Genomic DNA, 25,124 nt, shown 5'->3' on the forward strand with positions numbered 1-25,124 from the left:
GAGGCGTCTCGGGACCAAGGCTCTAGCCGGGCAGCGTCATGCGATTCCTGACGACCTTCCACACCGCCGACTTCATCGACACGCTGATCAGCCTGGCTGCGGCCTTCGTGCTCGGCACGCTGATCGGGGCCGAGCGGCAGTACCGGCAGCGCACCGCGGGCCTGCGCACCAACGTGCTGGTCGCGGTCGGTGCGTCGGCCTTCGTCGATCTCGCGATGCATCTCGACGGCGCCGGCGGCGCGGTGCGGGTGATCGCCTATGTGGTGTCGGGGATCGGCTTCCTCGGCGCCGGCGTCATCATGAAGCAGGGCATGGACGTGCGCGGCCTCAACACCGCGGCGACGCTGTGGGCCTCGGCCGCGGTCGGCTCCTGCGCCGGCGCCGACCTGGTGGCGCAGGCGGTGGCGCTGACCGTGTTCGTGATCGCGGGCAACACGCTGCTGCGTCCGCTGGTCAACGCCATCAACCGCATCCCGCTGAACGAGAAGGCCTCGGAGGCGACCTATTACTTCAAGGTCGCGATCACCCCCGAGGTGATGCCGACCATGCGCGACTGCGTGGTCGAGAAGCTCGAGGCCGCGAACTATCCGGTCGCGGATGTCAACGTAGTCGAAGCCGGCGACGACTTCCTCGAGATCGTGGCGACGCTGGTCTCGACCGCGGTCGAACCCAACGAGCTGAACGCGGTGGTGGTCGACCTGCAGCATCAGCCCGGCGTGCGCCATGCGACCTGGGAAGTCAGCACCACGGATTGAGGCCGGGTTCCCGCTAGCCTGCGCGCAGGAACCATGCCGTGGCGGGATCGTTGACCTCGCGGACAAAGCGCGGGTGACGAGATGGCTGCGGACCGGAGCAAGCTGCGGAAGGACATACTGATCGCCTCCACATTGGTCGCGGCGGGCGTCGTGATCGCGGTGCTGTCGCTGCACGCGGTCTACTCGGGCGCGCCGCAAGAACTGGCGCAGGCGACCCAGCCGCTGCAACCGTCGCCGGAGCCGCAGAAGACGACGCCGGCTCCATCGAAGCCCGGCGGCGAGCGGCCGACTACGCCGGCGCCGCAGCCCGCCCGTCCCGACGATGAGGCGCAGAAGGCCGGCGCCAAGCCGGTGCTGCCGCCCGCGCCCGCCGAGAAGACCGCCCCGCCGATCGAGAAGAATCCCGAGAAGAAGTAGGCGCGTCCCGCCCGTGCATTGTGACGCGCATTTGACTGAGGCTGCCGATTATACGGTCTCGCCTCCGCCGCCCGCGCCCGTCATAATCTGTCGTCTCGCCAACGACAGATGGGGCTATCATGAAGATCGAGGACGTCCGGCGCACCGCCTATTCGATGCCGCTCACCAACCCGTCGTTTCCGCCGGGGCCTTATCGGTTCTACGACCGCGAATATTTCATCATCACCTACAAGACCGACCCCGAAGCGCTCGCGGCCGTGGTGCCGGAGCCGCTCGAAGTCGCCGAGCCCGTGGTGAAGTACGAATTCATCCGCATGCCCGACTCGACCGGCTTCGGCGACTACACCGAGACCGGGCAGGTGATCCCGGTCCGCTTCAAGGGTGAGCTGGGCGCCTACACCCACGCGATGTATCTCGACGACGAGGCCCCGATCGCCGGCGGCCGCGAGCTGTGGGGATTTCCGAAGAAGCTGGCGAGGCCCAAGATCGCCGTCGAAAGCGACGTGCTGGTCGGCTCGCTGCATTACGGCTCGGTGCTCTGCGCGTCGGCGACGATGGGCTACAAATACCGCAACGTCGACCACGACACCGTCTTGAACTCGATGAAGGCGCCGAACTTTATTCTGAAGATCATCCCGCATGTCGACGGCAGCCCGCGGATCTGCGAGCTGGTGCGCTTCCATCTCGGCGACATCGTGCTGAAGGAAGCCTGGACCGGCCCCGCCGCGCTCGGCCTGTTTCCGCACGCGCTGTGCGACGTTGCCCGCCTGCCGGTGCGCGAGGTGGTCTCGGCGCTGCACTACAAGGTGGACCTGACGCTCGGCCTCGGGACGGTCGCGTTCGACTACATGGCGAGGTGAGCGGAGGCAGACAGCAAAATGCCCGGCGCAAGGCCGGGCATTTCGTTCTCAGGGCGTGGTGCGCGGTCAGCGCACCAGGATGTTCTTGAACTGCCAGGGATCCGACGTGTCGATATCTTCCGGGAACAGTCCCGGACGGTCCGTCAGCGGGGTCCAGTCGGTGTAGAAACCCTTCACCGGGCCGAGATAGGGCAGCTGGATTTCCAGCAGGCGGTCGAAATCCATCTCGTCGGCCTCGACGATGCCTTCGCTCGGGTTCTCCAGCGCCCACACCATGCCGCCGAGCACGGCGGACGTCACCTGCAGTCCGGTCGCGTTCTGGTAGGGGGCGAGTTCGCGGGTCTCTTCGATGGAGAGTTGCGAGCCATACCAGTAGGCATTGTTGTCATGGCCGAACAGCAGCACGCCGAGTTCGTCGATGCCATCGACGATCTCGTTCTCGTCGAGGATGTGGTGCTTCTCCTGCATCTTCGCCGCGCGGCCGAACATCTCATGCAGCGACAGCACGGCATCGTCGCACGGATGATAGGCATAGTGGCAGGTCGGCCGGTAGATCGCCTTGCCCGACGCGTCGCGCACGGTGAAGTAATCCGAGATCGAGATCGACTCGTTGTGGGTGACAAGGAAGCCGTACTGCGCGCCGCGGGTCGGGCACCAAGTGCGCACCCGCGTGTTGGCGCCGGGCTGCATCAGATAGATCGCAGCGCCGCAGCCGGCTTCGTGGGTATGCGCATTCTCGGGCATCCATTTTTCATGGGTGCCCCAGCCGAGTTCGGACGGCTGCACGCCTTCCGAGAGGAAGCCTTCCACCGACCAGGTGTTGACGAAGACGTCAGGCTCCTTCGGCGACTTGGCGCGCTGGGTGTCGCGTTCGGCGATGTGGATGCCCTTGATGCCGGCCTGCCGCATCAGGTCCGCCCATTCGCCCTTGGTCTTCGGTCGCGGCGCATTGAGCTTGAGGTCGGCCGCGACGTTGAGCAGCGCCTGCTTGACGAAGAACGACACCATGCCGGGATTGGCGCCGCAGCAGGAGACGGCCGTCGTCGAGCCCGCGGGGCGCGCCTTCTTGGCGGCCAGCGTCACCTCGCGCAGGGCGTAGTTGGAGCGCGCTTCCGGGCCCTTCGAGGAATCAAAATAGAAGCCGAGCCAAGGCTCGTTGACGGTGTCGATATAGAGCGCGCCGACCTCGTTGCAGAGCTCCATGATGTCGGTCGAGCCGGTATCGACCGACAGATTGACGCAAAAGCCCTGGCCACCGCCTTCGGTGAGCAGCGGGGTCAGCAGCTCGCGATAATTGTCCTTGGTCACGGCCTTCTGGACGAATTTGACATTGTGCTTCTCGCAATGGGCCCTGCGGCCCTCATCCTTGGGATCGATCACGGTGATGCGCGACTTGTCGTAGTCGAGATGCCGCTCGATCATCGGCAACGTGCCTTTGCCGATGGAGCCGAAGCCGACCATGACGATCGGGCCGGTGATCTTCGCGTAGATCTGCGAGGAGGAATTCATCATTTTCTCCAGGAGAGCGCCTAGCGGCGGGTAGAGTGGATCAGGGGTTGCGTCGCTTTGCGGTGACTTCGATTTCGATCTTCATCTCGGGCTTGTAGAGCCCCGCGACGATCAGCAGCGTTGCGGCCGGGCGGATATCGCCGAGTACCTCGCCGCAGACCGCGAAATGGGCGTCCGCGTCACTGATGTCAGTGAGGTAGTAGGTCGCGCGGACGATGTCGGCCATCGCAAAGCCCCCCCTCCTTGAGGGCGGCCTCGATGGTCTTGAAGCAGTTCCGTGACTGGCTCGTGACATCATCAGGCATGGTCATCGTGGTGTAGTCGTAGCCGGTGGTTCCCGCGACGAAGGCGAAGTCACCGTCGATCACGGCGCGGCTGTAGCCGGCGGTCTTCTCAAAGGGCGAGCCGGTGGAAATCAGGCGGCGGGACATTGTGGACCTCGACTGAAAAATGGCTTTGCGCGGGGTTTACGGGCATTTCCGGCGCCCGTCCAACCCCCGGATCCTGGCCTGGGATTTTAGCCCGAGCGCCGGCGCTAGTGCGACTGCTGCGTGGTGTCCGGCGGCGACGGCGGCGTGCCGGTCCAGCGCCGGATCAGGATGTCCCTGACGATCATCACCGAGATCAGCACCAGCATGACCGTGGTGACGAGGCCGCGCCAACGCGGACGCGCGCCATCGATTGCGGGAAGGTGCTCCGACATGGCGCCCGCCTTACGCCGCGTGCGGCACGGGGAGCGGTGCCTTCCGGGTCCGGGATCGCGCCCGTGATGTCTTCTGGGATTCCTCGGCCTCGGGCAGCGCCGCGCCGGTTGGCACGATCATGCCCCAGGCGCCGTCCAGCGCGCCTTCGACGAGCTCGAGGCCGAGCAGCCGGTCGCGCTCGAAGGCGCCGGGCAGCGAAAGCTCGCCGGTCCTGGCAGCCGAGAAGCCGAAGCGAGCGTAGTAGGGCGCATCGCCAAGCAGGATCACCGCGCCATGGCCGCGGGCCTTGGCGACAGCCAGCGCGCGCCGCATCAGCGCGGCGCCGACGCTGAGGCCGCGGCAGCCGTCATCGACCGCCAGCGGCCCCAGCATCAGCGCGCTGCGGCCCCCCGCGCTGACGTGCCACAGCCGCACGGTTCCAACCAGCCGGCCGTCCTGGCGCACGGCCGCAAGGCTCAAGCCTTCGGCGGGCGCGCGTCCGTCGCGCAGGCGCTGGCAGGTGCGGGCATGGCGATTGTCGCCAAAGCAGGCATCCAGCAGCGCTTCGCGCGCGACGACGTCCGAGGCACGCTCCGCACGGATCGCGAACGGGGCGGCTTGTCGGATGAGGGCAACGGGGGTGTTCCGTTTTGCAGTCATGGCACGTCAGTCCCCGCTTGCAACGGCATGTCGTGCGCCGCGGCAAGCGTCGTTCAGAAAATCAAAAATGATCGGGAAGGAGCCGGCGGGGCCGGCTCCCGGTTCATCGGGCCTCGATCAGGAGGCGGCTTAGATGTGGTAGGTCTTCAGCGGCGGAATGCCGTTGAACGCCACCGACGAGTAGGTCGACGTATAGGCGCCGGTGCCTTCGATCAGCAGCTTGTCGCCGATCTCGAGCGTCACCGGAAGCGGATACGGCAACTTCTCGTACAACACGTCGGCGCTATCGCAGGTCGGGCCCGCGAGCACGCACGGCGTCATGTCCGCCCCGTCATGCGGGGTGCGGATGGCGTATCGGATCGACTCGTCCATCGTCTCGGCGAGACCGCCGAACTTGCCGATGTCGAGATAGACCCAGCGAACCTCGTCCTCGTCGCTCTTGCGCGAGATCAGCACGACCTCGGTCTCGATCACGCCCGCATTGCCGACCATGCCGCGGCCCGGTTCGATGATCGTCTCCGGGATCTGGTTGCCGAAATGCTTGCGCAGTGCGCGGAAGATCGACCGGCCATACTGCAGGACCGGCGGAACGTCCTTGAGATACTTGGTCGGGAAGCCGCCGCCCATGTTGACCATGCTGAGGTTGATGCCGCGCTCGGCGCAGTCACGGAACACGGTCGACGCCATCGCGAGCGCACGGTCCCACGCCTTCACCTTGCGTTGCTGCGAGCCGACATGGAACGAGATGCCGCACGGCTCGAGCCCAAGGCGCTTGGCGAGGTCGAGCACGTCGACCGCCATCTCGGGATCGCAGCCGAACTTGCGCGACAGCGGCCACTCGGCGCCGGCGCAGTCATAGAGGATGCGGCAGAACACCCTCGCGCCGGGAGCGGCACGGGCGACCTTCTCGACCTCGGCGGCGCAGTCGACTGCGAACAGGCGAATGCCGAGCGCGAAGGCGCGCGCGATGTCGCGCTCCTTCTTGATCGTGTTGCCATAGGAGATGCGGTCCGGCGTCGCACCGGCGGCCAGCGCCATTTCGATCTCCGCGACGGTCGCGGTGTCGAAGCAGGAGCCGAGCGAGGCCAGCAGCGACAGCACTTCGGGCGCCGGGTTTGCCTTCACCGCGTAGAACACGCGGCTGTCGGGCAGCGCCTTCGCGAAGGTCTGGTAGTTGTCGCGCACGACTTCGAGATCGACGACGAGGCACGGCTCGGTGTCGAGACCATCCTGGCGGCGGTTGCGCAGGAATTCCTGGATTCGTTCAGTCATGGCACTCTCCAACGGCCCCAGCGACGGGATCCGCATCAACGTGACGTCGGGTAAGAGCGCTTCGGCCACATCGCGCGATGGAGGCGCAACGAAGCCAAGAGACTCAAACCAGACTGTGCTGCCGTGGATTGGTTGGGAGAGTTTCCCACCCACTCACCTGGCAATGAAGGACAAGCCTTTTCAGTAGCCCGCGCCGGCGTTGGACTGCCGGTAGAGACCAAAAAAGCCCGATCCGTCGTTGCTTTAAGTCGCGTCCCCCGTGGAGAGCGGGGTGCGCCGGTTCGCCTCCGGCTGCCAGTCACGGTTGCAAAGAGTGGCGAGACCTTCAACAAGGCACCCCTGGAGAGAGATGCTGGCCGCCTCGTGTCCAGATGGACTGTCCAAATGGACGTAAGCGACCCTCGGTTCTTCCACCCCTTGGCGGCTGTCCGGCCTCTTGTCCGGATACCTACCGACTGACACACGACCACAGGCACGTGCGAAATTGGGCAAGGCAGGAAATAAGTCTTTTGACTTCGCGGCGCAAGAATTTTTTTGCGATAGCGACAAATTTCCCTAACGCGTGCTTGCGATCTCGCGCGCAACACGCGTTGAAGATGAACGGCTGTTAAGAATGACTAATGAAGCGTGCGCGCTTTAGCCCTGTGCCGCAGCGCTTTCTTGAATCGCTCGAGCTCACGCGCGACGCGTGAACGGCTCGACGCGCTGCGCGGCGCGGATGAAGGCGATCATGATCACGACGCCGATGCCGAACATCACCGCCTGCAGGATGTGTGCCCCGGTGTCGCCGAGCCCGAGCACGATCGCGAGCGCCCAGCCGCCGGCGAACGCCGCGCCGAACACTTCCGCGCCGATCAGGATCGCCGCCGAGATCACGGTGATGACGCTCGGCCAGGCGATGGCGCGGCTATCGGAGGCGGAGGGCTGCATGCTCATGAAATAGGTCCTGTTCAGAGGGCGCAATCTCTCCGAAAAGTGCCCATCTATCAAGCGCAAAAGGCCCAAAAATGCCGTATCGCGTGATATAGATTGGGCCGTATTTTGAAGGCGAAAAACGGGATATTCGATGTCAGAAACCAGCGCAGAGGCCAAGGCCGAGGCCCTAGCCAACCCCCTCCTCAAGGCGTGGCAGACGCCACTCGAGACGCCGCCCTTCGCCGAGATCAAGCCGGAGCATTTCCTCCCCGCTTTCGAGCAGGCCTTCGCCGATCATTCGGCAGAAGTGGCTGCGATCACGCACGATCCGGCGCTGCCCGATTTCGACAACACGATCACGGCGCTGGAGCGCTCCGGCAAGCTGCTGTCGAAGGTCTCTGCCGTGTTCTACGACCTGGTCTCGGCCCACTCCAACCCGGCGATCCTGGAAATCGACAAGGAAGTGTCGCCCCGGATGGCGCGGCACTGGAATCCGATCATGATGAACGCTGTGCTGTTTGGCCGCATCGCCATGCTGCACGAGAAGCGCGCCACGCTCGGCCTGACCGGCGAGCAGATGCGGCTTCTGGAGCGCACCTATACCCGTTTCCGCCGCTCCGGCGCCGGGCTCGACGACGCGGCGAAGGCCCGCATGGCCGAGATCAACGAGCGCCTCGCCCATCTCGGCACCTCGTTCAGCCACCATCTGCTCGGCGACGAGCAGGAGTGGTTCATGGAGCTCGGCGAGGACGACCGCGCCGGCCTCTCCGACACATTTGTGGCAGCCGCCAAGGCTGCGGCGGAGGAGCGCGGCATGTCCGGCAAGGCGATCGTGACGCTGTCACGCTCCTCGGTCGAGCCGTTCCTGCAGAGCTCGTCGCGGCGTGACCTGCGCGAGAAGGTCTACAAGGCGTTCATTGCCCGCGGCGACAATGGCAACGCCAACGACAACAACGCGACCATCGTGGAGATCCTCAGGCTCCGCGAGGAGACCGCGAAGACCCTGGGCTTCCCGACCTACGCCGCCTATCGCCTCGAGGATTCCATGGCCAAGACGCCGGAGGCGGTGCGCGGCCTCCTGGAGCGGGTCTGGAAGCCGGCGCGGGCGCGGGCGCTCGCCGACCGCGACGCGCTGCAGGAGCTGATCACGGAGGAGGGCGGCAATTTCACTTTGGCGTCCTGGGACTGGCGCTACTACGCCGAGAAGCTGCGCCAAGCCAAAGCCAATTTCGACGATTCCGCGATCAAGCCTTATCTGGTGCTCGATCACATGATCGAGGCCGCCTTCGACTGCGCCACCCGCCTGTTCGGCGTCACCTTCGAGGAGCGCAAGGACATCCCGGTGTGGCACCCGGATGTCCGGGTCTGGGAGGTCAAGGGCAGCGACGGCCGGCACAAGGCGCTGTTTTACGGCGACTACTTCGCGCGGCCTTCGAAGCGCTCCGGCGCCTGGATGACCTCGCTGCGCGACCAGCAGAAGCTCGACGGCGACGTCGCGCCGCTGGTCATCAATGTCTGCAACTTCGCCAAGGGCGCCGACGGCGCGCCGTCGCTGCTGTCGCCCGACGACGCGCGGACCCTGTTCCACGAGTTCGGCCATGGCCTGCACGGCATGCTCTCCAATGTGACCTATCCGTCACTGTCGGGCACATCGGTGTTCACCGACTTTGTTGAACTGCCCTCGCAGCTCTACGAGCATTGGCAGGAGCGGCCCGAGGTGCTGCAGCGCTTCGCGCGCCACTACCAGACCGGAGAGGCGCTGCCGGACGACCTGCTCAAGCGCTTCCTCGCCGCGCGCAAGTTCAACCAGGGCTTTGCCACCGTGGAGTTCGTCTCCTCGGCGCTGGTCGACCTCGAATTCCACACCCAGCCGGCAGCGGCGAGCTGGGACGTCCGCGCCTTCGAGCAGAAGGAACTGGAAAAGATCGGCATGCCCGCCGAGATCTCGCTGCGGCACCGGCCGACCCAGTTCGGCCACATCTTCTCCGGCGACCATTATGCGTCCGGCTATTACAGCTACATGTGGTCGGAGGTGATGGACGCCGACGCGTTCGGCGCGTTCGAGGAGGCCGGCGACATCTTCGATCCCGCGACCGCCAAGCGGCTGCATGACGACATCTATTCGTCGGGCGGCTCTCGCGATCCGGAGGAGGCCTATGTCGCCTTCCGCGGCCGCGAGCCCGAGCCGGACGCGCTGCTGCGCCGTCGCGGCCTGCTCGAGACGCCTGAGGCGGCCTGAAGGTGGGGTCGCCCCTGAAGTGCCTGATCGCCTGGTTCGTGCTTGCGGTGTCCGTCGTGCTCGGCACGGCGGAAGCCTGGGCCCATCCGCATGTCTGGATCACCGCCAAAAGCGAGCTGATCTACGCGCCTGACGGCACCATCACCGGGGTCCGGCACGCCTGGACCTTCGACGACATGTTCTCGACCTATGCGCTGCAAGGCCTCGAGACCAAGGTGAAGGGCGCCTACAGCCGCGAGGAACTGGCGCCGCTGGCCCAGACCAATGTCGAGTCGCTGAAGGAATACGCCTACTTCACCTTCGCCAAGGGCGACGGCAAGAAGCAGAAGTTCACCGAGCCGGTCGACTACTACCTCGAATACAAGGATTCGGCGCTGACGCTGCACTTCACCCTGCCGGTGAAGACGCCGTTCAAGGCCAGGCAGCTTTCGCTCGAAGTGTTCGACCCGACCTACTTCATCGACTTCCAGTTCGCCGAGAAGGAGCCGGTCAAGCTGGTCGGCGCCGCAGCCGACTGCAAGATGCAGTTCGAGCGGCCGAACGACGGCGCCGCCGCCGCGCAGAAGCTCGGCGAGCAGAACTTTCTCGATGGCGGCAATGCCAATTTCGGCATGATGTTCGCCAACAAGATCACGGTGGATTGTCCATGACGCCGATCGCCCGCCGCGTGATGCGCGGCTTCGCCGTGTCCGCTGCCGTGCTGGCGGCATGCGCGGTGCTGGACGGTGCGGTTCACGCGCTGCTGGCGCAAAATCCGTTCGGCGCGCCGCGCGCGGCCGACCCGCAGGGCGGGCTGATCGGCTGGCTGCTGGCGAAACAGTCGGAGTTCTATCGCGAGATGTCGGCGACGATCCGCGCCGCGAAGTCCGACGGTTCGGCGGTATGGACGCTGCTCGCGATCTCCTTTGCCTACGGGATATTCCATGCCGCTGGCCCCGGCCACGGCAAGGCGGTGATCTCATCCTACATGGTCGCCAATCGCGAGACCGCGCGGCGCGGCATCGTGCTGTCGTTCGCCTCGGCACTGATGCAGTCGCTGGTCGCGGTCGCCATCGTCGGGATCTGCGCCTGGCTGCTCAATGCGACGGCGAAGACGATGTGCGGGGCGGAGAAGGCGATCGAGATCGCAAGCTACGCGCTGATTGCGGCGTTCGGCGCCCGGCTGGTCTGGGTCAAGGGCGGCGGGTTCTTCCGCGCGCTCTCGGTGCCGCGTCCGGCGCTGGCAATGGCCGGCGCGCATCACCACGACCACCATGATCACGCGCACCACGACCATGGCGATGATCAGCATCATCGTCACGCCCATGACGATCACGATCACCATGATCACGGTCATGACGCGGGCCACGTCCATGACGAGCACAGCGACCATTCGCACGGGCCGACGCCGGCCGAGCTCGCCGGCCCCGGCGGCTGGCGGCGCGGCTTCAGCGCGATCCTCACGGTCGGGATACGGCCGTGCTCAGGCGCGATCCTGGTCTTGGTGTTCGCGCTGGCGCAGGGCCTGTTCTGGGCCGGCATTGCCGCGACCTTCGTGATGGGGCTCGGCACCGCCATCACGGTGGCGGCGATCGCGCTGGTCGCGGTATCCGCGCGCGGCGTGGCCGAGCGGTTGAGCGGCGCGCGCGACGGCGGCGGCATGGTCATCATGCGCGGCCTGGAATTCGCCGCAGCGGGTCTCGTGCTGCTGTTCGGGCTCGGGCTGCTGTTCGGTTACGTCGCGGCCGAACGGGCGACGTGTCTTTAAGGTTTTACATGTGATCCGTCACTCTGAGGAACGCGCAGCGCGTCTCGAAGGGTCGACGGCCACCGGCCGGGCCGTGCATCCTTCGAGACGCCGCTTCGCGGCTCCTCAGGACGACGGGGAGAGAGTTGAGTCGGGGCTCAGCTCGTCAAATATCCCCGGATCGCCGGCAGCAGGAAGATCGCGATGTTGATCGCAAAACCGATGCTCCAGAGGATCGAGCGCAGCGTCGGGCGGTTGCCGACATAGGTGAAGACGTAGGCGATCCGCACGATCAGGAACAGCACCGCCAATTCGTCGATCAGCCGCAGCGGGCCGACGCGGAATTCGGCGAGCAGCACGGCGAAGGCGAAGAACGGGAAGGCCTCGATGCCGTTCTGGTGGGCGCCGAGCGCCCGCGAGCGGATCGGGTCGTTGTAGAAGTCGGGATCGCGCGGCCTGGCATTGTCGAAGCTGCGGAAGTTCGTCCATTTCACCGATACGATCGTCAGGAGCGAAAGCATCAGCGTCGCGAAGACGCACCATTCGGCGATCGTCATGGTTCCCCCCATGTTTCGAAGGAACGTAGCCAACCCGCACTCGGCTTGACAAGGTTGGAGCAACGCGCGAAGCCCCAAAGACCCCGAGCGAAGACCCCCAGCGCAAGGCCAGCATGAGCACGGTGATCCCCTTCGAGAGCGCGAAGCCGGCCGCGGCGCCGAAGCCGGAACGCGTCGGCGTGCTGCTGGTCAATCTCGGCACGCCGGATACGGCCGATGCCGCGGGCGTGCGGGTCTATCTCAAGGAATTTTTATCCGATCCGCGGGTGATCGAGGACCAGGGCCTCGTCTGGAAGCTGATCCTCAACGGCATCATCCTGCGCGTCCGCCCCGCCCGCAAGGCGCGCGACTATCTGAAGATCTGGAACACCGAGCGGAACGAGTCGCCGCTGAAGACCATCACGCGCTCGCAGGCCGGCAAGCTGGCGGAGGCGATCGCCGATCACGATCACGTCGTGGTCGACTGGGCGATGCGCTACGGCAACCCCTCGATCAAGGAGCGCATCGAGGCGCTGGCGGTGCAGGGCTGCGGCCGGCTGCTGGTGGTGCCGCTCTATCCGCAATATTCCGCTGCGACGTCGGCGACCGTTTGCGACGAAGCGTTTCGCGTGCTGGCCGCCATGCGCGCGCAGCCGATCCTGCGGGTGACGCCGCCCTACTACGACGATCCCGATTACATCGAGGCGCTCGCGGTCTCGATCAATGACCACCTTGCGACGCTGCCGTTCCAGCCCGAGGTCATTCTCGCGTCGTTCCATGGCATGCCGAAGGAATATGTCGACAAGGGCGATCCGTATCAGGCGCAATGCATCGCCACGACCAATGCGCTGCGCAAGCGGCTCGGGCTTGATCCGGCCCGGCTGATCCTCACCTTCCAGTCGCGCTTCGGCAATGCCGAGTGGCTGCAGCCCTATACCGACAAGACCGTCGAGAAGCTGGCCAAAGACGGCGTGCGGCGAATGGCCGTGGTCACGCCCGGCTTCTCCGCCGATTGCCTGGAGACGCTGGAGGAGATCGCGCAGGAGAACGCCGAGATCTTCCGGCACAATGGCGGCGAGCAGTTCGCGGCCATCCCCTGCCTCAACGATAGCGACGGCGGCATGGACGTAATCCGCCAGCTCGTGCTGCGCGAGCTACAAGGCTGGATCTAGCAAGTCTGGATCTAGCAAGACCGGATCTGATTGTTAACGATCCGTGACGCCGGATGCAGCTATTCGCTTACATCTGGTAGTCCGACAGCAGCTTCCGATGTGCTAGGAAGACCAACAGCCGGCTGAACCGGCGAAGCGGTCCTGCCGACCAATGCACGACCGTGCTGGAGGACTTTATGAGTGGCTTCGACATTTTCGCGATCGCGTTTGTTCTTCTCGTCATCGTCACGCTGTTCGCGGGGATCAAGACCGTTCCGCAGGGCTATGACTGGACCATCGAGCGGTTCGGCAAATACACCCGCACGCTGTCGCCCGGCCTCAATCTGATCGTGCCGTATTTCGATCGCATCGGGCGCAAGATCAACATGATGGAGCAGGTGATCAACATCCCCGAGCAGGAGGTGATCACCAAGGACAACGCCACCGTGACGGTGGACGGCGTCGCATTCTTCCAGGTGTTCGACGCCGCGAAAGCGAGCTACGAGGTCGCCAATCTGAGCCAGGCGATCACCGTGCTGACCATGACCAACATCCGCTCGGTGATGGGCTCGATGGACCTCGACCAGGTGCTGTCGCATCGCGACGAGATCAACGAGCGGCTGCTGCGCGTCGTCGACGCCGCGGTGTCGGCCTGGGGCATCAAGGTCAACCGCATCGAGATCAAGGACATCGTGCCGCCGGCCGACCTCGTCGAGGCGATGGGGCGGCAGATGAAGGCGGAGCGCGTCAAGCGTGCCGACATCCTGCAGGCGGAAGGCCAGCGGCAGTCCGAGATCCTGCGCGCCGAGGGCGCCAAGCAGGCGCAGGTGCTGCAGGCCGAGGGCCGCCGCGAAGCCGCCTTCCGCGACGCCGAGGCGCGCGAGCGGCTCGCCGAGGCCGAGGCCAAGGCGACCCAGGTGGTGTCGGAATCGATCGCCAAGGGCGACGTCGCCGCGCTGAACTACTTCATCGCCGACAAGTACATCAAGGCGTTCGGCCAGCTCGCGGAATCGCCGAACCAGAAGGTTCTGATGCTGCCGATCGAGACCTCGAGCGTGCTGGGCTCGCTGGCCGGCATCGGCGAGATCGCCCGCGCCACTTTTGGTGAGAGCGCAGCATCCGCGACGGCCGCCGCCCGGCGCGGCTCAGTGCCGCCGGCTGGTCCCACACCGCCACCGCCGGTGCCGCCGCAGCGGTAGAGGTTGTTGACGGAGATCGCGCGGCATACTCACTTCACCTCTCCCCTTGTGGGAGAGGTCGGATCGCATTGAAGATGCGATCCGGGTGAGGGGGCTCTCTCCGCGGAAAGACTGTTGAGAGGTCGTGTCATGGCCGAGATGTTTTCGACATTGGGTACCTGGAACTGGCTGATCTTCGGCTTTATCCTGATGGCGCTTGAGCTCGTGGCGCCAGGCGTGTTCCTGTTCTGGCTCGGGCTCGCAGCGCTGCTGGTCGGCTTGCTGTCGTTCGCCTTCACGCCGTCCTGGCAGATGCAGCTCCTGATGTTCGCGGTGTTCGCCGCACTGGCGGTGCCGGCCTGGCGCCACTTCGCCCGGGGCGCGACCGCGGCAAGCAGGACCAATCCGTTCCTCAACCGCCGCAATGAAGCCCTGGTCGGCCGCGAATTCACGCTGGAGAAGCCGATCGTCGACGGATCGGGCACGGTCCGCATCGACGACACGGTCTGGCGCGTCGCCGGCCCCGATGCGCCGGCCGGCAGCCGGGTGAAGGTCGTCCGCGCCGATGGCGCCAGCTTGACGGTGGCCGCGGTCTAGTTTTCGCCCCGCTTGCTCCAGCGCGCGGCGAAGCGGTTGAGCGGCGTGAAAGTCTGGAACAGTTCGCGGCCGAGGGCGGTGAGGCCGTAACCATCATCCGTCAGCTCGACGAATCCGGCTTCACGGAGCTCGGTCAATCGCGTCTGCAGGATGGTCGGTGAGGCCTCGTCGCAGGCGGTGCGCAGCGCGCGCGAGGTCAGCGCGCCATCGCGCAGCTCCCAGACGATGCGCAAGGTCCAGCGCCGCCCCAGGAGATCGAGCAGCGCCATGATCGGGCGGCCGGACCGCGAGCCGCGGACGCCGGGTTTTGTCGGTGGAGCCTGCTTCGGCATGTCGCGAATCCCCGTCAATTCCGCTTGCGCCGTTCGCTACAGATATTGTAGCGTGATCGCTACATTAAATGTAGCAGCAGGATCAGGCCATGTCACGCATCGCGCCGCTCGATCCGCCCTATGCGGCGGACGTTCAACAGCATTTCGATCGCATCATGCGCGGCAAGCCGCCGCTGCTGCTGTTCCGCATGATGGCCGGCTATCCGCGCGCCTGGGAGAAATTCCGCGGCGGCAGCCTGCTGGACCGCGGGCCGCTCCCCTTGCGGGAACGGGAGATCGTGATCGACCGCACCTGTGCGCTCAATGCCTGCGAATATGAATGGGGCGTGCATGTCACGGCGTTCGGCGCCGCCGCCGGATTGTCGGACGAACAGGTCCACGCCACCGTGCGCGGCCAGGCCGATGCCGATTGCTGGTCGCCGGCCGAGCAGGCGATGATCGCGGCGGTCGACGCGCTGCATGCCCGCGCGACGCTTGACGAGGCGGAGTTCGCCGCGCTGTCGGCGCATTATGACGACGATCAGGTGCTGGAGATCATTCTGCTGTGCGGCTTCTACCGCACGGTGTCCTGCCTCGCCAACGCACTGGCCCTGCCGCTGGAGGAGACCGCGGCGCGGTTTCCGAGTTGATTGCCGTCATTGCGAGGAGCGAAGCGACGAAGCAATCCATCCCTCCGCCCATGCAGAGAGATGGATTGCTTCGCGGAGCCTGTCATCGGGCGCGCATTCGCGCGGCCCGTCGGCTCGCAATGACGGGAAGTGGCCTGGACCTACGCCACGCCCGCGCGCAGCAGATCGTGCAGGTGGATGATGCCGACCGGCTTCTTGGCGTCGGTCACGATCAGCGTCGTGATCTTCGAGGCGTTGAGCAGCTCGAGCACTTCGCCGGCCAGCGTGTCGCGGCTGATCGTCTTCGGCGTCCTGGTCATCACCTCATCGACCGACAGCGTCAGCAGCTCTGGCCGCATCTGCCGGCGCAGATCGCCGTCGGTGACGATGCCGACCAGATGGCCGTGGCGGTCGGTGATGCCGACGCAGCCGAAGCCCTTGGAGGTCATCTCGACCAAAGCATCCGACATCTTGGTGCCGAGCGGCTTCAGCGGCAGCGCGTCGCCGCCATGCATCAGGTCGCGGGCATATTTCAAGAGCGCGCCGAGCTTGCCGCCCGGATGCAGCACGCTGAAATCGGTCGAGGTGAAGCCGCGGCCTTCCAGCAGCGCGATCGCCAGCGCGTCGCCGAGCGCCAGCATCATCAGCGAGGAGGTGGTCGGCGCGAGATTGTGCGGGCAGGCCTCGCGGGCCTTCGGCAGCGTCAGCTGCACGTCGGCGGCCTTGCTCAGCGTCGAGTCCCTGTCGGCGGTCATCGCGATCAGCGGAATGCCGAACCGCGCCGCATAGGCGATCAGATTGCGCATCTCCGGCTGCTCGCCGGACCATGACAGCGCGAGAATCACGTCGTCCGGGGTGATCATGCCGAGGTCGCCATGGCTCGCTTCGGCCGCGTGCACGAAGAACGCCGGCGTGCCGGTCGAGGCGAAGGTCGCGGCGATCTTGCGGCCGATATGGCCCGACTTGCCGAGCCCGGTGACGATCAACCGTCCCTTGGCCTTGCAGATCAGCTCGGCCGCCGCCGTGAACGAGACACCGAGGTCGGACTTGAGTGCCGCTGAGATCGCTGCGACGCCGCTTGCTTCGGCATCGAGGGTGCGGAGCGCCGATTGAACGGCGCCGTCATCGGGGCCGGATGATTTGGTCATCAGCGGTTTCGGTTTGGCCATTTCGGATTCCAGGGAAGGGGTTTTGCACCCGGGCGTCTCCCTTAGCACGGTCCATTCCGCGATGCGACGCGCGGCGGCGCATCCTCAACGGCTCATTAACCATAATTGTTTTAACTCCATTAACGACGTTTTTCGCCACCCGGTGGAATGCGTACGTCAAGTATGTGAATTCGTTGGAGTATTTCCATCGTGTGGCGGCGGCCAGCAAGCGGCCCAAATCGGCGCGGACGCCTCGTTCGCGTGGTTTTGCCATGCCTTCTGCTGACTGTAACGATGGGGCTCGCCAGCGCCCAGACCGTGACGCCTGATTTGTTCAGCCCCAACCGGCAGAGCCAGGTGATCACGCAGGATTCGCCGCTGCGCCGGACCACGGCCGACAATCTGGATCCGCTCAACCCGCTCAACGGCCTGAAGCTGCCGGACGCCGATCGCGACCGGCGCTCCTCGTCGTCGACGTCCACGACACAGCGCATCGGCCAGATCCCGACCTACGGGCTCCCCGCCGCGAACGGCGCCTCGACGTCGGGGTATGACTCGCTCAACCGCAAGCGCGTGAAGCCGAAATATTATCCGGGCCAGGCTAAGCCGAAGCCGCCGCCGGGACCCGGCTCGCCGGTGCCCACGCCGCCGCCACTGAACGCGGCCGGGCAGTTGCGGCTCTCGATCCCGGCCGTCGGACACCGCCAACAAGCCGCCGCTGCCGCCGGCGATGGCCGGCACCATTGTCGGCCAGCCGCAGCGCAGGCGGCTCAAGATCGACGACGATCCGTTCGGCGCGGTCGGCGACTATGCCGGCTCGTTCATGGTCAAGACCGCGGTCGAGGTGATGGCCGGCTACGATACCAACCCGGGCCGGCTCTATTCGCCGCAGGGCAAGGCGTTCTACATGGTGGCGCCGGAATTCCTCGCGGTATCCGACTGGGAACGCCACGCCGTCGTCGCCGATCTGCGCGGCTCCTTCACCGGCTATGGCTCGCAGTTGACGCCGATTGATGGCACGCCGCTGTCGGCGCCGCTCGATGTCGACCGTCCGAATTTCACCGGCCATATCGACGGCCGTCTCGACGTCTCCCGAGACACGCATCTCCTGGGGCAGGCCCGTTTGCTGGTCTCGACCGACAATCCCGGCAGCCCGAACGTGCAGGCCGGCCTCGCCAGATATCCGATCTACACCACGGTCGGCGGCACCTTCGGCATCGACCAGAATTTCAACCGCATGCAGGTCTCGCTGGGCGGCACTGTCGACCGCACCGATTACCAATGGTCGAAGCTGACCGACGGCACCTCGTCGTCGAACGACGATCGCAACTTCACGCAATATGGCGGCGTCGGCCGCGTCAGCTATGAGCTCAATCCGGCGGTGAAACCGTTCGTCGAGGTCGAGGGCGACAGCCGCTTCCACGATCTCTATTTCGACCGCAACGGCTACGCGCGCAATTCGTCGGGCGGTTATGCCAAGGTCGGTACGTCGTTCGAGTTCACCCGGCTGCTGTTCGGCGAGATATCGATCGGCTACGCGATGCGCGATTACGTCGACCCGCGGCTGAATCGGCTCGAAGGCCTGCTCACCACGGCGTCGCTGACCTGGACCGCGACGCCGCTGACCACGGCCAAATTCTATTCCGACACCCAGATCGGCGAGACCACGCTGCCCGGCACGTCCGGCGTGCTGTCACGCACCTACACCGTCGAGGTCGACCACGACTTCCGCCGCTGGCTGACCGGCATCGGCAAGTTCACCTACGGCACGCTCGAGTACCAGGGCGACAACCGCAACGACACGATCTACTCGGTGTCCGCCGACCTGATCTACAAGATGACCCGCAGCCTCTGGATCAAGGGCACCGTGCGCCGCGACTGGCTGGATTCGAATTTGGCGGGACAGAGCTCGGCGTCGACGGTCGTGATGCTCGGCGTGCGGGTGCAGAACTGAGTTGCTGAGGCACCTGCGTGCCGCTGCCATAGCTCGTCATGCCCCGCGAAGGCGGGGCATCCAGGCACGCCGCGGCTTCTCCGTTTGATCTCTGACGTCTCTGGAACACTGGATCGCCCGCTTTCGCGGGTGATAACAGTTCGTGTGTGAGCATAGCTTTGCCAAAAACAGCCGGGGCGCTTAGCCCGGCAAGTCCGTCTTCCCCATCAGGAAGGTGTCGATCGAGCGCGCGCACTGGCGGCCTTCGCGGATCGCCCAGACCACGAGCGACTGGCCGCGGCGCATGTCGCCGGCGGAGAAGATTTTGGCGCGCGAGGTCTGGTAGTCCTGCAGGGAGGCGCGGACGTTGCCGCGCTGGTCGAGCTCGACGCCGAGCGTCTTGAGCAGGCCCTCGTGCACCGGATGCACGAAGCCCATCGCCAGCAGCACCAGCTCGGCGTCGAGCGTGAACTCGGTGCCGGGCAGCGGCTTGAACTTGTCGTCGACCTTGACGCAATGCAGTTTTGTCACCTTGCCGTCGGCGCCTTCGAACTTGGTCGTCAGCACCGCGTATTCGCGCACCGCGCCTTCGGCCTGGCTCGACGAGGTCCGCATCTTCAGCGGCCAGTTCGGCCAGGTCACGCCCTTGTTCTCGTGCTCGGGCGGCGCCGGCATGATCTCGAGCTGGGTCACCGACTTGGCGCCCTGACGGAACGAGGTGCCGATGCAGTCCGAACCGGTATCGCCGCCGCCGATCACGACGACATGCTTGCCGCCGGCCAGGATGTCGGCGGCGCCGTTCAGCGGCTCGCCGGAGACGCGGCGGTTCTGCTGCGGCAAGAAGTCCATCGCGAAGTGGATGCCGGCGAGGTCGCGACCGGGGATCGGCAGGTCGCGCGGGGCTTCCGCGCCGCCGGTCAGCGCCACCGCGTCATACTGCTTGGCGAGCTCCTGCGGATCGATCGCGCCCGGAGTGCTTCCGCCGACGGCCTTGCCGTAGTGGAAGGTGACGCCTTCGGCTTCCATCTGCGCCACGCGGCGGTCGATGACGTCCTTCTCCATCTTGAAGTCGGGAATGCCGTAGCGCAGCAGGCCGCCGGCCTTGGCGAACTTCTCGTAGACATGCACCTCGTGACCGGCGCGCGCGAGCTGCTGGGCTGCGGCCATGCCGGCGGGGCCGGAGCCGATCACGGCGACCTTCTTGCCGGTCTTGGTGGCCGCGATCTCCGGCTTCAGCCAGCCATTGTCCCAGGCGCGGTCGACGATCGCGCATTCGATGGTCTTGATGGTGACCGGGTTGTCGTCGATGTTCAGCGTGCAAGACGCCTCGCACGGCGCCGGACAGATCCGGCCGGTGAATTCGGGGAAGTTGTTGGTCGAGTGCAGGTTGCGCGAGGCCTCTTCCCAGTTGCCCTGATAGACGAGGTCGTTGAAATCGGGGATCTGGTTGTTGACCGGGCAGCCGGGCGTGCCCGGCGCGGTCGAGCCGGTGCCGTGGCAGTAGGGAATGCCGCAATTCATGCAGCGCGCCGCCTGGTCGCGCGTGTCCTTCTCGCTCAGCGGAACGACGAATTCCTTGAAGTTCTTGAGTCGATCGGCGACCGGCTCGTACTTGCGGTCATGCCGCTCGATCTCGAGGAAACCTGTGATCTTGCCCATTTAAACCCGATGCCCCTGCATCATGTGTTCGTGTTCGTCCGTTCTCTTCGACCCTCATCCTGAGGAGCGGCGCGTGCGCCGCGTCTCGAAGGATGAAGGCCCGTGTTGCGGCCTCATGGTTCGAGACGGCGCTGCGCGCCTCCTCACCATGAGGGTCTCTGAGGCTTACGCGCCGATCGCGATTTTCGGCTCGGCGTCGGCGTTGGCCTTCATTTCCTTCAGCGCGCGGCGGTACTCCACCGGCATCACCTTGCGGAATTTCGGCAGCCAGGTCTTCCAGTTGGCGAGGATCTCCGCCGCCTTCCTCGAGCCGGTCAGCTTGGCGTGCCGCGTGATCAGGACATGCAGCCGCTCGACGTCGGAGTCGAGCAGGTTCTGGAACACGTCGACCCGGCCATGCGCCTCGAGATCGCCGGAGTGGTGGTAGGTGCCGGCGTTGATCAGCTCTTCCGACAACACCGGCTCGAGCTCGACCATCGAAAGGTTGCAGAGCTTGGCGAAGTCGCCGGCCTCGTCCAGCACATAGGCGATGCCGCCGGACATGCCGGCCGCGAAGTTGCGCCCGGTCTTGCCGAGCACCACCACGATGCCGCCGGTCATGTATTCGCAGCAATGATCGCCGGCGCCTTCGACGACCGCGACCGCGCCGGAGTTGCGCACCGCGAAGCGCTCGCCGGCGATGCCGCGGAAGTAGCACTCGCCCGCGATCGCGCCGTACATCACGGTGTTGCCGACGATGATCGACTCTTCCGGCACGATGCCGGAGATCTTCGGCGGCTTGACGATGATGCAGCCGCCCGAGAGACCCTTGCCGACATAATCGTTGCCTTCACCCTCGAGCTCGAAGGTGACGCCCTTGGCGAGCCAGGCGCCGAACGCCTGTCCCGCCGTGCCCTTCAGGCCGACATGGATGGTGTCGAGCGGCAGGCCGGCATGGCCGTAGATCTTGGCCACCGAGCCCGACAGCATCGCGCCGGCGGAACGGTCGGTGTTGTTGATCTCTTCCTCGATCTTGACCGGCGCACCGCGATCGAGCGCGGCCTGCGCCTGCTCGATCAGCCGGCGGTCGAGCACGGCTTCCAGATGGTGGTTCTGGCTCTCCGAGTGATAGATCGTCTGGCCCTTCTCCTCCCTCTGCCGCACGAACAGCTTGGAGAAGTCGAGGCCCTTGGCCTTCCAGTGCGAGACCAGCGCGGTCTGGTCCAGCATCTGGACCTGGCCGATCATCTCGTCGAACGTCTTGAAGCCGAGCTGCGCCATGATCTCGCGGACTTCCTCGGCGACGAAGAAGAAATAGTTGATGACGTGCTCGGGCTGGCCGGTGAAGCGCTTGCGCAGCACCGGATCCTGGGTCGCGACGCCGACCGGGCAGGTGTTGAGGTGGCACTTGCGCATCATGATGCAGCCCGCCGCGATCAGCGGTGCGGTGGCGAAGCCGAACTCGTCGGCGCCGAGCAGCGCGCCGATCACGACGTCACGGCCGGTGCGGAAACCGCCGTCGACCTGGACCGCGATGCGGCTGCGCAGCCGCTGGCGCACCAGCGTCTGGTGGGTTTCGGCAAGACCGATCTCCCACGGCGAGCCGGCATGCTTGATCGAGGTCAAGGGCGAGGCACCGGTGCCACCCTCGAAGCCCGCGATGGTGACATGGTCGGCGCGCGCCTTGGCGACGCCGGCGGCAACCGTGCCGACGCCGACCTCGGACACCAGCTTGACCGAGACCTGGCCGTCGGGATTGACGTTCTTGAGGTCGTAGATCAGCTGGGCGAGGTCTTCGATCGAGTAGATGTCGTGATGCGGCGGCGGCGAGATCAGGCCGACGCCCGGCGTCGAGTGCCGCACGCGCGCGATCGTCGCGTCGACCTTGTGGCCGGGCAGCTGGCCGCCTTCGCCGGGCTTGGCGCCCTGCGCCATCTTGATCTGCATCATGTCGGAGTTGACGAGGTATTCCGTCGTCACGCCGAACCGGCCCGAAGCGACCTGCTTGATCGCCGAGCGCATGCTGTCGCCGTTGGGCAGCGGCTTGAAGCGGTCGGCTTCCTCGCCGCCTTCGCCGGTGTTCGACTTGCCGCCGATCCGGTTCATCGCGATCGCGAGCGTGGTGTGCGCCTCGCGCGAGATCGAGCCGAACGACATCGCGCCGGTCGAGAAGCGCTTGACGATCTCCTTGGCCGGCTCGACATCCTCGAGCTTGACCGGCTTGCGCTTGTCGTCCTCGGCGCTCCTGATCCGGAACAGGCCGCGCAGCGTCAGAAGACGCTCGGACTGCTCGTTGAGGATCTTGGCGAACGCCCGGTAGCGCTCCTGCGAATTGCCGCGCACGGCATGCTGCAGGGTCGAGACCGATTCCGCGGTCCAGGCATGGTCCTCGCCGCGGGTGCGGTAGGCATATTCGCCGCCGACGTCGAGCGCGCTCTTGTAGATCTGGCCGTCACCGAACGCGTCGGTGTGGCGCCGCACGGTCTCCTCGGCGATCTCGCCGAGGCCGACGCCCTCGATTCTTGTGTGGGTGCCGGCGAAATACTTGGCGACGAAGTCCGCCTTGAGGCCGACGGCGTCGAAGATCTGCGCGCCGCAATAGGACTGGTAGGTCGAGATGCCCATCTTGGACATCACCTTGAGCAGGCCCTTGCCGATCGACTTGATGTAGCGCTTGACGATCTCGTAGTCGTCGAGCGCGGCGGGCAGCCGGTCCTTCATCGCGAGGATGGTTTCGAACGCGAGATAGGGGTTGATCGCTTCGGCGCCGTAGCCGGCGAGGCAGGCGAAGTGATGCACCTCGCGCGGCTCACCGGATTCCACCACGAGGCCGACCGAAGTGCGCAGGCCGGTGCGGATCAGGTGGTGATGCACGGCGGCGCAGGCCAGGAGCGACGGGATCGGAATCCGGTCGGTGCCGGTCATGCGGTCCGACAGGATGATGATGTTGATGCCCTCGCGCACCGCGCCCTCGGCGCGCGCGCAGAGCTCGTCGAGCACCTGCTCCATGCCCGCCGCGCCGAACCCGGCGTGGAAGGTGGTGTCGAGCGTGCGCGACTTGAAGTGGGTCTCGGCGACGTCCGAGATCGAGCGGATCTTTTCCAGATCCGCGTCGGTCAGGATCGGCTGCCGCACCTCGAGGCGCTTGGTCGAGGCGACGCCCTGCAGGTCGAACAGGTTCGGCCGCGGCCCGATGATCGAGACGAGGCTCATGACGATTTCCTCGCGGATCGGATCGATCGGCGGGTTCGTCACCTGCGCAAAGTTCTGCTTGAAGTAGGTGAATAACTGCTTGGGCTTGTCCGACAGCGCCGAGATCGGCGTGTCGTTGCCCATGGAGCCTGCGGCTTCCTCGCCGGTGGACGCCATCGGCGTCATCAGGATGTTGATGTCTTCCTGGCTGTAGCCGAACGCCTGCTGCCGATCGAGCAGCGGCAAATTGGAGCGCACGCCCTTGGCCGGCGCATCCGGCAGCTCCTCGAGCTGGATCTGGGTGCGATGCAGCCAGTCGGCGTAGGGATGGCTCTTGGCGAGGTCGGCCTTGATCTCGTCGTCGGGAATCAGGCGGCCCTGCTCGAGATCGACGAGCAGCATCTTGCCGGGCTGCAGCCGCCACTTGGTGACGATCTGCTCCTCCGGAATCTTCAGCACGCCCATTTCGGACGCCATCACGATGCGGTCGTCCTTGGTGACGAGATAGCGCGCCGGGCGCAGGCCGTTGCGATCGAGCGTCGCGCCGATCTTGCGGCCGTCGGTGAAGGCGATCGCGGCCGGGCCGTCCCACGGCTCCATCAGTGCGGCATGATATTCGTAGAAGGCGCGGCGCTGCTCATCCATCAGCGGATTGCCGGCCCACGCTTCCGGAATCATCATCATCACGGCGTGAGGCAGCGAGTAACCGCCCTGCACCAGGAATTCGAGGGCGTTGTCGAAGCAGGCGGTGTCGCTCTGGCCTTCATAGGAGATCGGCCACAGCCGGCTGATGTCCTTGCCGTAGAGCTCCGAATGCACGGAGGCCTGCCGCGCCGCCATCCAGTTGGTGTTGCCGCGCAGCGTGTTGATTTCGCCGTTATGGGCGATCATCCGGTAGGGATGCGCCAGCGACCAGGTCGGGAAGGTGTTGGTCGAGAAGCGCTGATGCACCAGCGCCAGCGCGCTGTCGAAATCGGCTTCGTGCAGGTCGGGATAGTACTTGCCGAGCTGGTCGGCGAGGAACATGCCCTTGTAGATTACGGTGCGGCACGACAGCGAGCACGGATAGTAGCCCGCCATGCCGCGGTCGCGGCGCTGATAGATCGCCTGCGAGATCGACTTGCGCAGGATGTAGAGCCGGCGCTCGAAATCGTCCTCGGTCTTGGCGGCGCCGTTGCGGCCGATGAAGACCTGCATGTGGTAGGGCTCGGTCGGCTTCACGGTGACGCCGAGCGAGGAATTGTCACTGGGCACGTCGCGCCAGCCGAGCAGCTTGAAGCCCTCGTTCTTGATCTCGTCGGCGATGATGCTCTTAATCACGTTCCGCCACGCAGCATCGCGCGGCATGAACAGCGCGCCGATGGCGTATTCGCCGGGCTGCGGCAGCTTGAAGCCGAGTTCCGCGGTCTTGCGCGTGAAGAAGGCGTGCGGGATCTGCACCAGGATGCCGGCGCCGTCACCGGCGCGCGGGTCGGCGCCGACGGCGCCGCGATGCTCGAGATTGCACAGGATGCTCAGCGCGTCGGAGACGATCTGATGCGACTTCTGGCCCTTGATGTTGGCGATGAAGCCGACGCCGCAGGAATCCTTTTCCAGGCTCGGGTCGTACAGGCCCTCGGCTTCCGGGCGCCAAGTATGGAGCTCAGGAGTAAGGAGTTCACGCGCGGGCTCGGCTTTCGAGTCCGCGGTCGCCGACAGCGTTCCTGCCACGATGGTTTCGCGCTCGAATTCCGACCCGCTCATGTGTCCTCTCCCTTTCGTAAGGGCCTCACCGT

At 65.7% G+C, this 25,124-nt stretch carries 20 protein-coding genes and 2 pseudogenes; 11 read left to right on the forward strand and 11 right to left on the reverse strand.

Going from position 1 to position 25,124, the window contains the following annotated elements:
* Positions 1-38: 38 nt before the first annotated feature.
* From ACVILL_RS18125 to ACVILL_RS18135, 3 genes are all read left to right on the forward strand, one after another.
* Complete coding sequence (locus ACVILL_RS18125) at positions 39-755, forward strand: MgtC/SapB family protein (RefSeq protein WP_456730299.1); 717 nt, start codon at positions 39-41, stop codon at positions 753-755.
* Positions 756-836: 81 nt separating this feature from the next.
* Entirely contained in the window at positions 837-1,172 is a 336-nt protein-coding gene (locus ACVILL_RS18130; protein WP_456730300.1) for a hypothetical protein, read from the forward strand.
* 119 nt (positions 1,173-1,291) lie between these two features.
* On the forward strand, positions 1,292-2,032 hold the full coding sequence (locus ACVILL_RS18135) for an acetoacetate decarboxylase (RefSeq protein ID WP_456730301.1): 741 nt from the start codon (positions 1,292-1,294) through the stop codon (positions 2,030-2,032).
* 66 nt (positions 2,033-2,098) lie between these two features.
* On the opposite strand, the gene ACVILL_RS18140 is transcribed toward ACVILL_RS18135, so the two are convergent.
* The 6 genes and pseudogenes from ACVILL_RS18140 to ACVILL_RS18165 form a co-directional block, all read right to left on the reverse strand.
* Entirely contained in the window at positions 2,099-3,541 is a 1,443-nt protein-coding gene (locus ACVILL_RS18140; protein WP_456730302.1) for a homospermidine synthase, read from the reverse strand.
* 40 nt (positions 3,542-3,581) lie between these two features.
* Positions 3,582-3,972, reverse strand: a pseudogene (locus tag ACVILL_RS18145) (RidA family protein).
* A gap of 104 nt (positions 3,973-4,076) precedes the next feature.
* Positions 4,077-4,244 (reverse strand): hypothetical protein, encoded by a 168-nt coding sequence (locus ACVILL_RS18150; protein WP_456730303.1) that lies wholly within the window; start codon positions 4,242-4,244, stop codon positions 4,077-4,079.
* Positions 4,245-4,254: 10 nt separating this feature from the next.
* Positions 4,255-4,884 (reverse strand): GNAT family N-acetyltransferase, encoded by a 630-nt coding sequence (locus tag ACVILL_RS18155; protein ID WP_456730304.1) that lies wholly within the window; start codon positions 4,882-4,884, stop codon positions 4,255-4,257.
* 129 nt (positions 4,885-5,013) lie between these two features.
* Positions 5,014-6,156 (reverse strand): type III PLP-dependent enzyme, encoded by a 1,143-nt coding sequence (locus ACVILL_RS18160; protein ID WP_456730305.1) that lies wholly within the window; start codon positions 6,154-6,156, stop codon positions 5,014-5,016.
* 675 nt (positions 6,157-6,831) lie between these two features.
* Complete coding sequence (locus tag ACVILL_RS18165) at positions 6,832-7,092, reverse strand: hypothetical protein (protein ID WP_456730306.1); 261 nt, start codon at positions 7,090-7,092, stop codon at positions 6,832-6,834.
* Positions 7,093-7,222: 130 nt separating this feature from the next.
* Here ACVILL_RS18165 and ACVILL_RS18170 point away from each other — a divergent pair, with 130 nt between their 5' ends.
* Genes ACVILL_RS18170 through ACVILL_RS18180 form a run of 3 tightly spaced genes read left to right on the forward strand, consistent with a single transcriptional unit; the run spans position 7,223 to position 11,057 of the window.
* On the forward strand, positions 7,223-9,310 hold the full coding sequence (locus ACVILL_RS18170; protein ID WP_456730307.1) for a M3 family metallopeptidase: 2,088 nt from the start codon (positions 7,223-7,225) through the stop codon (positions 9,308-9,310).
* A gap of 14 nt (positions 9,311-9,324) precedes the next feature.
* A complete protein-coding gene (locus ACVILL_RS18175) occupies positions 9,325-9,960 on the forward strand; it encodes a DUF1007 family protein (protein WP_456734290.1) in 636 nt (211 codons plus the stop codon).
* Complete coding sequence (locus ACVILL_RS18180) at positions 9,957-11,057, forward strand: nickel/cobalt transporter (RefSeq protein WP_456730308.1); 1,101 nt, start codon at positions 9,957-9,959, stop codon at positions 11,055-11,057. Before ACVILL_RS18175 ends, ACVILL_RS18180 begins: the two co-directional genes overlap by 4 nt.
* Positions 11,058-11,194: 137 nt before the next feature.
* On the opposite strand, the gene ACVILL_RS18185 is transcribed toward ACVILL_RS18180, so the two are convergent.
* Positions 11,195-11,593, reverse strand: coding sequence for an MAPEG family protein (locus tag ACVILL_RS18185; protein ID WP_456730309.1), 399 nt, complete (start codon positions 11,591-11,593; stop codon positions 11,195-11,197).
* A 113-nt stretch (positions 11,594-11,706) separates the two neighbouring features.
* Between ACVILL_RS18185 and hemH the strand changes: the two genes are divergently transcribed.
* From hemH to ACVILL_RS18200, 3 genes are all read left to right on the forward strand, one after another.
* Positions 11,707-12,744 carry a ferrochelatase gene (hemH, locus tag ACVILL_RS18190; RefSeq protein ID WP_456730310.1) on the forward strand — a complete coding sequence of 346 codons (1,038 nt, stop codon included), beginning with the start codon at positions 11,707-11,709 and terminating at the stop codon, positions 12,742-12,744.
* Positions 12,745-12,920: 176 nt separating this feature from the next.
* Positions 12,921-13,922: an SPFH domain-containing protein gene (locus ACVILL_RS18195; protein WP_456730311.1), complete on the forward strand. Its 1,002-nt coding sequence runs from the start codon at positions 12,921-12,923 to the stop codon at positions 13,920-13,922.
* Positions 13,923-14,051: 129 nt separating this feature from the next.
* Positions 14,052-14,498 (forward strand): NfeD family protein, encoded by a 447-nt coding sequence (locus tag ACVILL_RS18200; protein WP_456730312.1) that lies wholly within the window; start codon positions 14,052-14,054, stop codon positions 14,496-14,498.
* Here ACVILL_RS18200 and ACVILL_RS18205 read toward each other — a convergent pair.
* Complete coding sequence (locus ACVILL_RS18205; RefSeq protein ID WP_456730313.1) at positions 14,495-14,830, reverse strand: winged helix-turn-helix transcriptional regulator; 336 nt, start codon at positions 14,828-14,830, stop codon at positions 14,495-14,497. The two genes, ACVILL_RS18200 and ACVILL_RS18205, sit on opposite strands and share 4 nt — an antisense overlap.
* Positions 14,831-14,919: 89 nt before the next feature.
* Between ACVILL_RS18205 and ACVILL_RS18210 the strand changes: the two genes are divergently transcribed.
* Positions 14,920-15,459 carry a carboxymuconolactone decarboxylase family protein gene (locus tag ACVILL_RS18210; RefSeq protein WP_456730314.1) on the forward strand — a complete coding sequence of 180 codons (540 nt, stop codon included), beginning with the start codon at positions 14,920-14,922 and terminating at the stop codon, positions 15,457-15,459.
* A gap of 140 nt (positions 15,460-15,599) precedes the next feature.
* Here ACVILL_RS18210 and ACVILL_RS18215 read toward each other — a convergent pair whose 3' ends face one another.
* A complete protein-coding gene (locus ACVILL_RS18215) occupies positions 15,600-16,607 on the reverse strand; it encodes a KpsF/GutQ family sugar-phosphate isomerase (protein WP_456730315.1) in 1,008 nt (335 codons plus the stop codon).
* 186 nt (positions 16,608-16,793) lie between these two features.
* Between ACVILL_RS18215 and ACVILL_RS18220 the strand changes: the two are divergent.
* Positions 16,794-18,540, forward strand: a pseudogene (locus ACVILL_RS18220) (outer membrane beta-barrel protein).
* A gap of 180 nt (positions 18,541-18,720) precedes the next feature.
* Here the strand turns inward: ACVILL_RS18220 and ACVILL_RS18225 are convergent.
* Both ACVILL_RS18225 and gltB read right to left on the reverse strand, forming a co-directional pair.
* On the reverse strand, positions 18,721-20,178 hold the full coding sequence (locus ACVILL_RS18225; protein WP_456730316.1) for a glutamate synthase subunit beta: 1,458 nt from the start codon (positions 20,176-20,178) through the stop codon (positions 18,721-18,723).
* Positions 20,179-20,343: 165 nt separating this feature from the next.
* Complete coding sequence (gltB, locus tag ACVILL_RS18230) at positions 20,344-25,092, reverse strand: glutamate synthase large subunit (protein ID WP_456730317.1); 4,749 nt, start codon at positions 25,090-25,092, stop codon at positions 20,344-20,346.
* Positions 25,093-25,124: the final 32 nt, after the last annotated feature.

This window comes from Bradyrhizobium sp. USDA 3364 (genome assembly GCF_054056355.1).

Bases quoted from the DNA above. Each gene is read 5' to 3' on its own strand.
- ACVILL_RS18125 (WP_456730299.1), top strand. From the start codon at position 39: ATGCGATTCCTGACGACCTTCCACACCGCCGACTTCATCGACACGCTG.
- ACVILL_RS18130 (WP_456730300.1), top strand. From the start codon at position 837: ATGGCTGCGGACCGGAGCAAGCTGCGGAAGGACATACTGATCGCCTCC.
- ACVILL_RS18135 (WP_456730301.1), top strand. From the start codon at position 1,292: ATGAAGATCGAGGACGTCCGGCGCACCGCCTATTCGATGCCGCTCACC.
- ACVILL_RS18140 (WP_456730302.1), bottom strand. From the start codon at position 3,541: ATGAATTCCTCCTCGCAGATCTACGCGAAGATCACCGGCCCGATCGTC.
- ACVILL_RS18150 (WP_456730303.1), bottom strand. From the start codon at position 4,244: ATGTCGGAGCACCTTCCCGCAATCGATGGCGCGCGTCCGCGTTGGCGC.
- ACVILL_RS18155 (WP_456730304.1), bottom strand. From the start codon at position 4,884: ATGACTGCAAAACGGAACACCCCCGTTGCCCTCATCCGACAAGCCGCC.
- ACVILL_RS18160 (WP_456730305.1), bottom strand. From the start codon at position 6,156: ATGACTGAACGAATCCAGGAATTCCTGCGCAACCGCCGCCAGGATGGT.
- ACVILL_RS18165 (WP_456730306.1), bottom strand. From the start codon at position 7,092: ATGAGCATGCAGCCCTCCGCCTCCGATAGCCGCGCCATCGCCTGGCCG.
- ACVILL_RS18170 (WP_456730307.1), top strand. From the start codon at position 7,223: ATGTCAGAAACCAGCGCAGAGGCCAAGGCCGAGGCCCTAGCCAACCCC.
- ACVILL_RS18180 (WP_456730308.1), top strand. From the start codon at position 9,957: ATGACGCCGATCGCCCGCCGCGTGATGCGCGGCTTCGCCGTGTCCGCT.
- ACVILL_RS18185 (WP_456730309.1), bottom strand. From the start codon at position 11,593: ATGACGATCGCCGAATGGTGCGTCTTCGCGACGCTGATGCTTTCGCTC.
- hemH (WP_456730310.1), top strand. From the start codon at position 11,707: ATGAGCACGGTGATCCCCTTCGAGAGCGCGAAGCCGGCCGCGGCGCCG.
- ACVILL_RS18195 (WP_456730311.1), top strand. From the start codon at position 12,921: ATGAGTGGCTTCGACATTTTCGCGATCGCGTTTGTTCTTCTCGTCATC.
- ACVILL_RS18200 (WP_456730312.1), top strand. From the start codon at position 14,052: ATGGCCGAGATGTTTTCGACATTGGGTACCTGGAACTGGCTGATCTTC.
- ACVILL_RS18205 (WP_456730313.1), bottom strand. From the start codon at position 14,830: ATGCCGAAGCAGGCTCCACCGACAAAACCCGGCGTCCGCGGCTCGCGG.
- ACVILL_RS18210 (WP_456730314.1), top strand. From the start codon at position 14,920: ATGTCACGCATCGCGCCGCTCGATCCGCCCTATGCGGCGGACGTTCAA.
- ACVILL_RS18215 (WP_456730315.1), bottom strand. From the start codon at position 16,607: ATGGCCAAACCGAAACCGCTGATGACCAAATCATCCGGCCCCGATGAC.
- ACVILL_RS18225 (WP_456730316.1), bottom strand. From the start codon at position 20,178: ATGGGCAAGATCACAGGTTTCCTCGAGATCGAGCGGCATGACCGCAAG.
- gltB (WP_456730317.1), bottom strand. From the start codon at position 25,092: ATGAGCGGGTCGGAATTCGAGCGCGAAACCATCGTGGCAGGAACGCTG.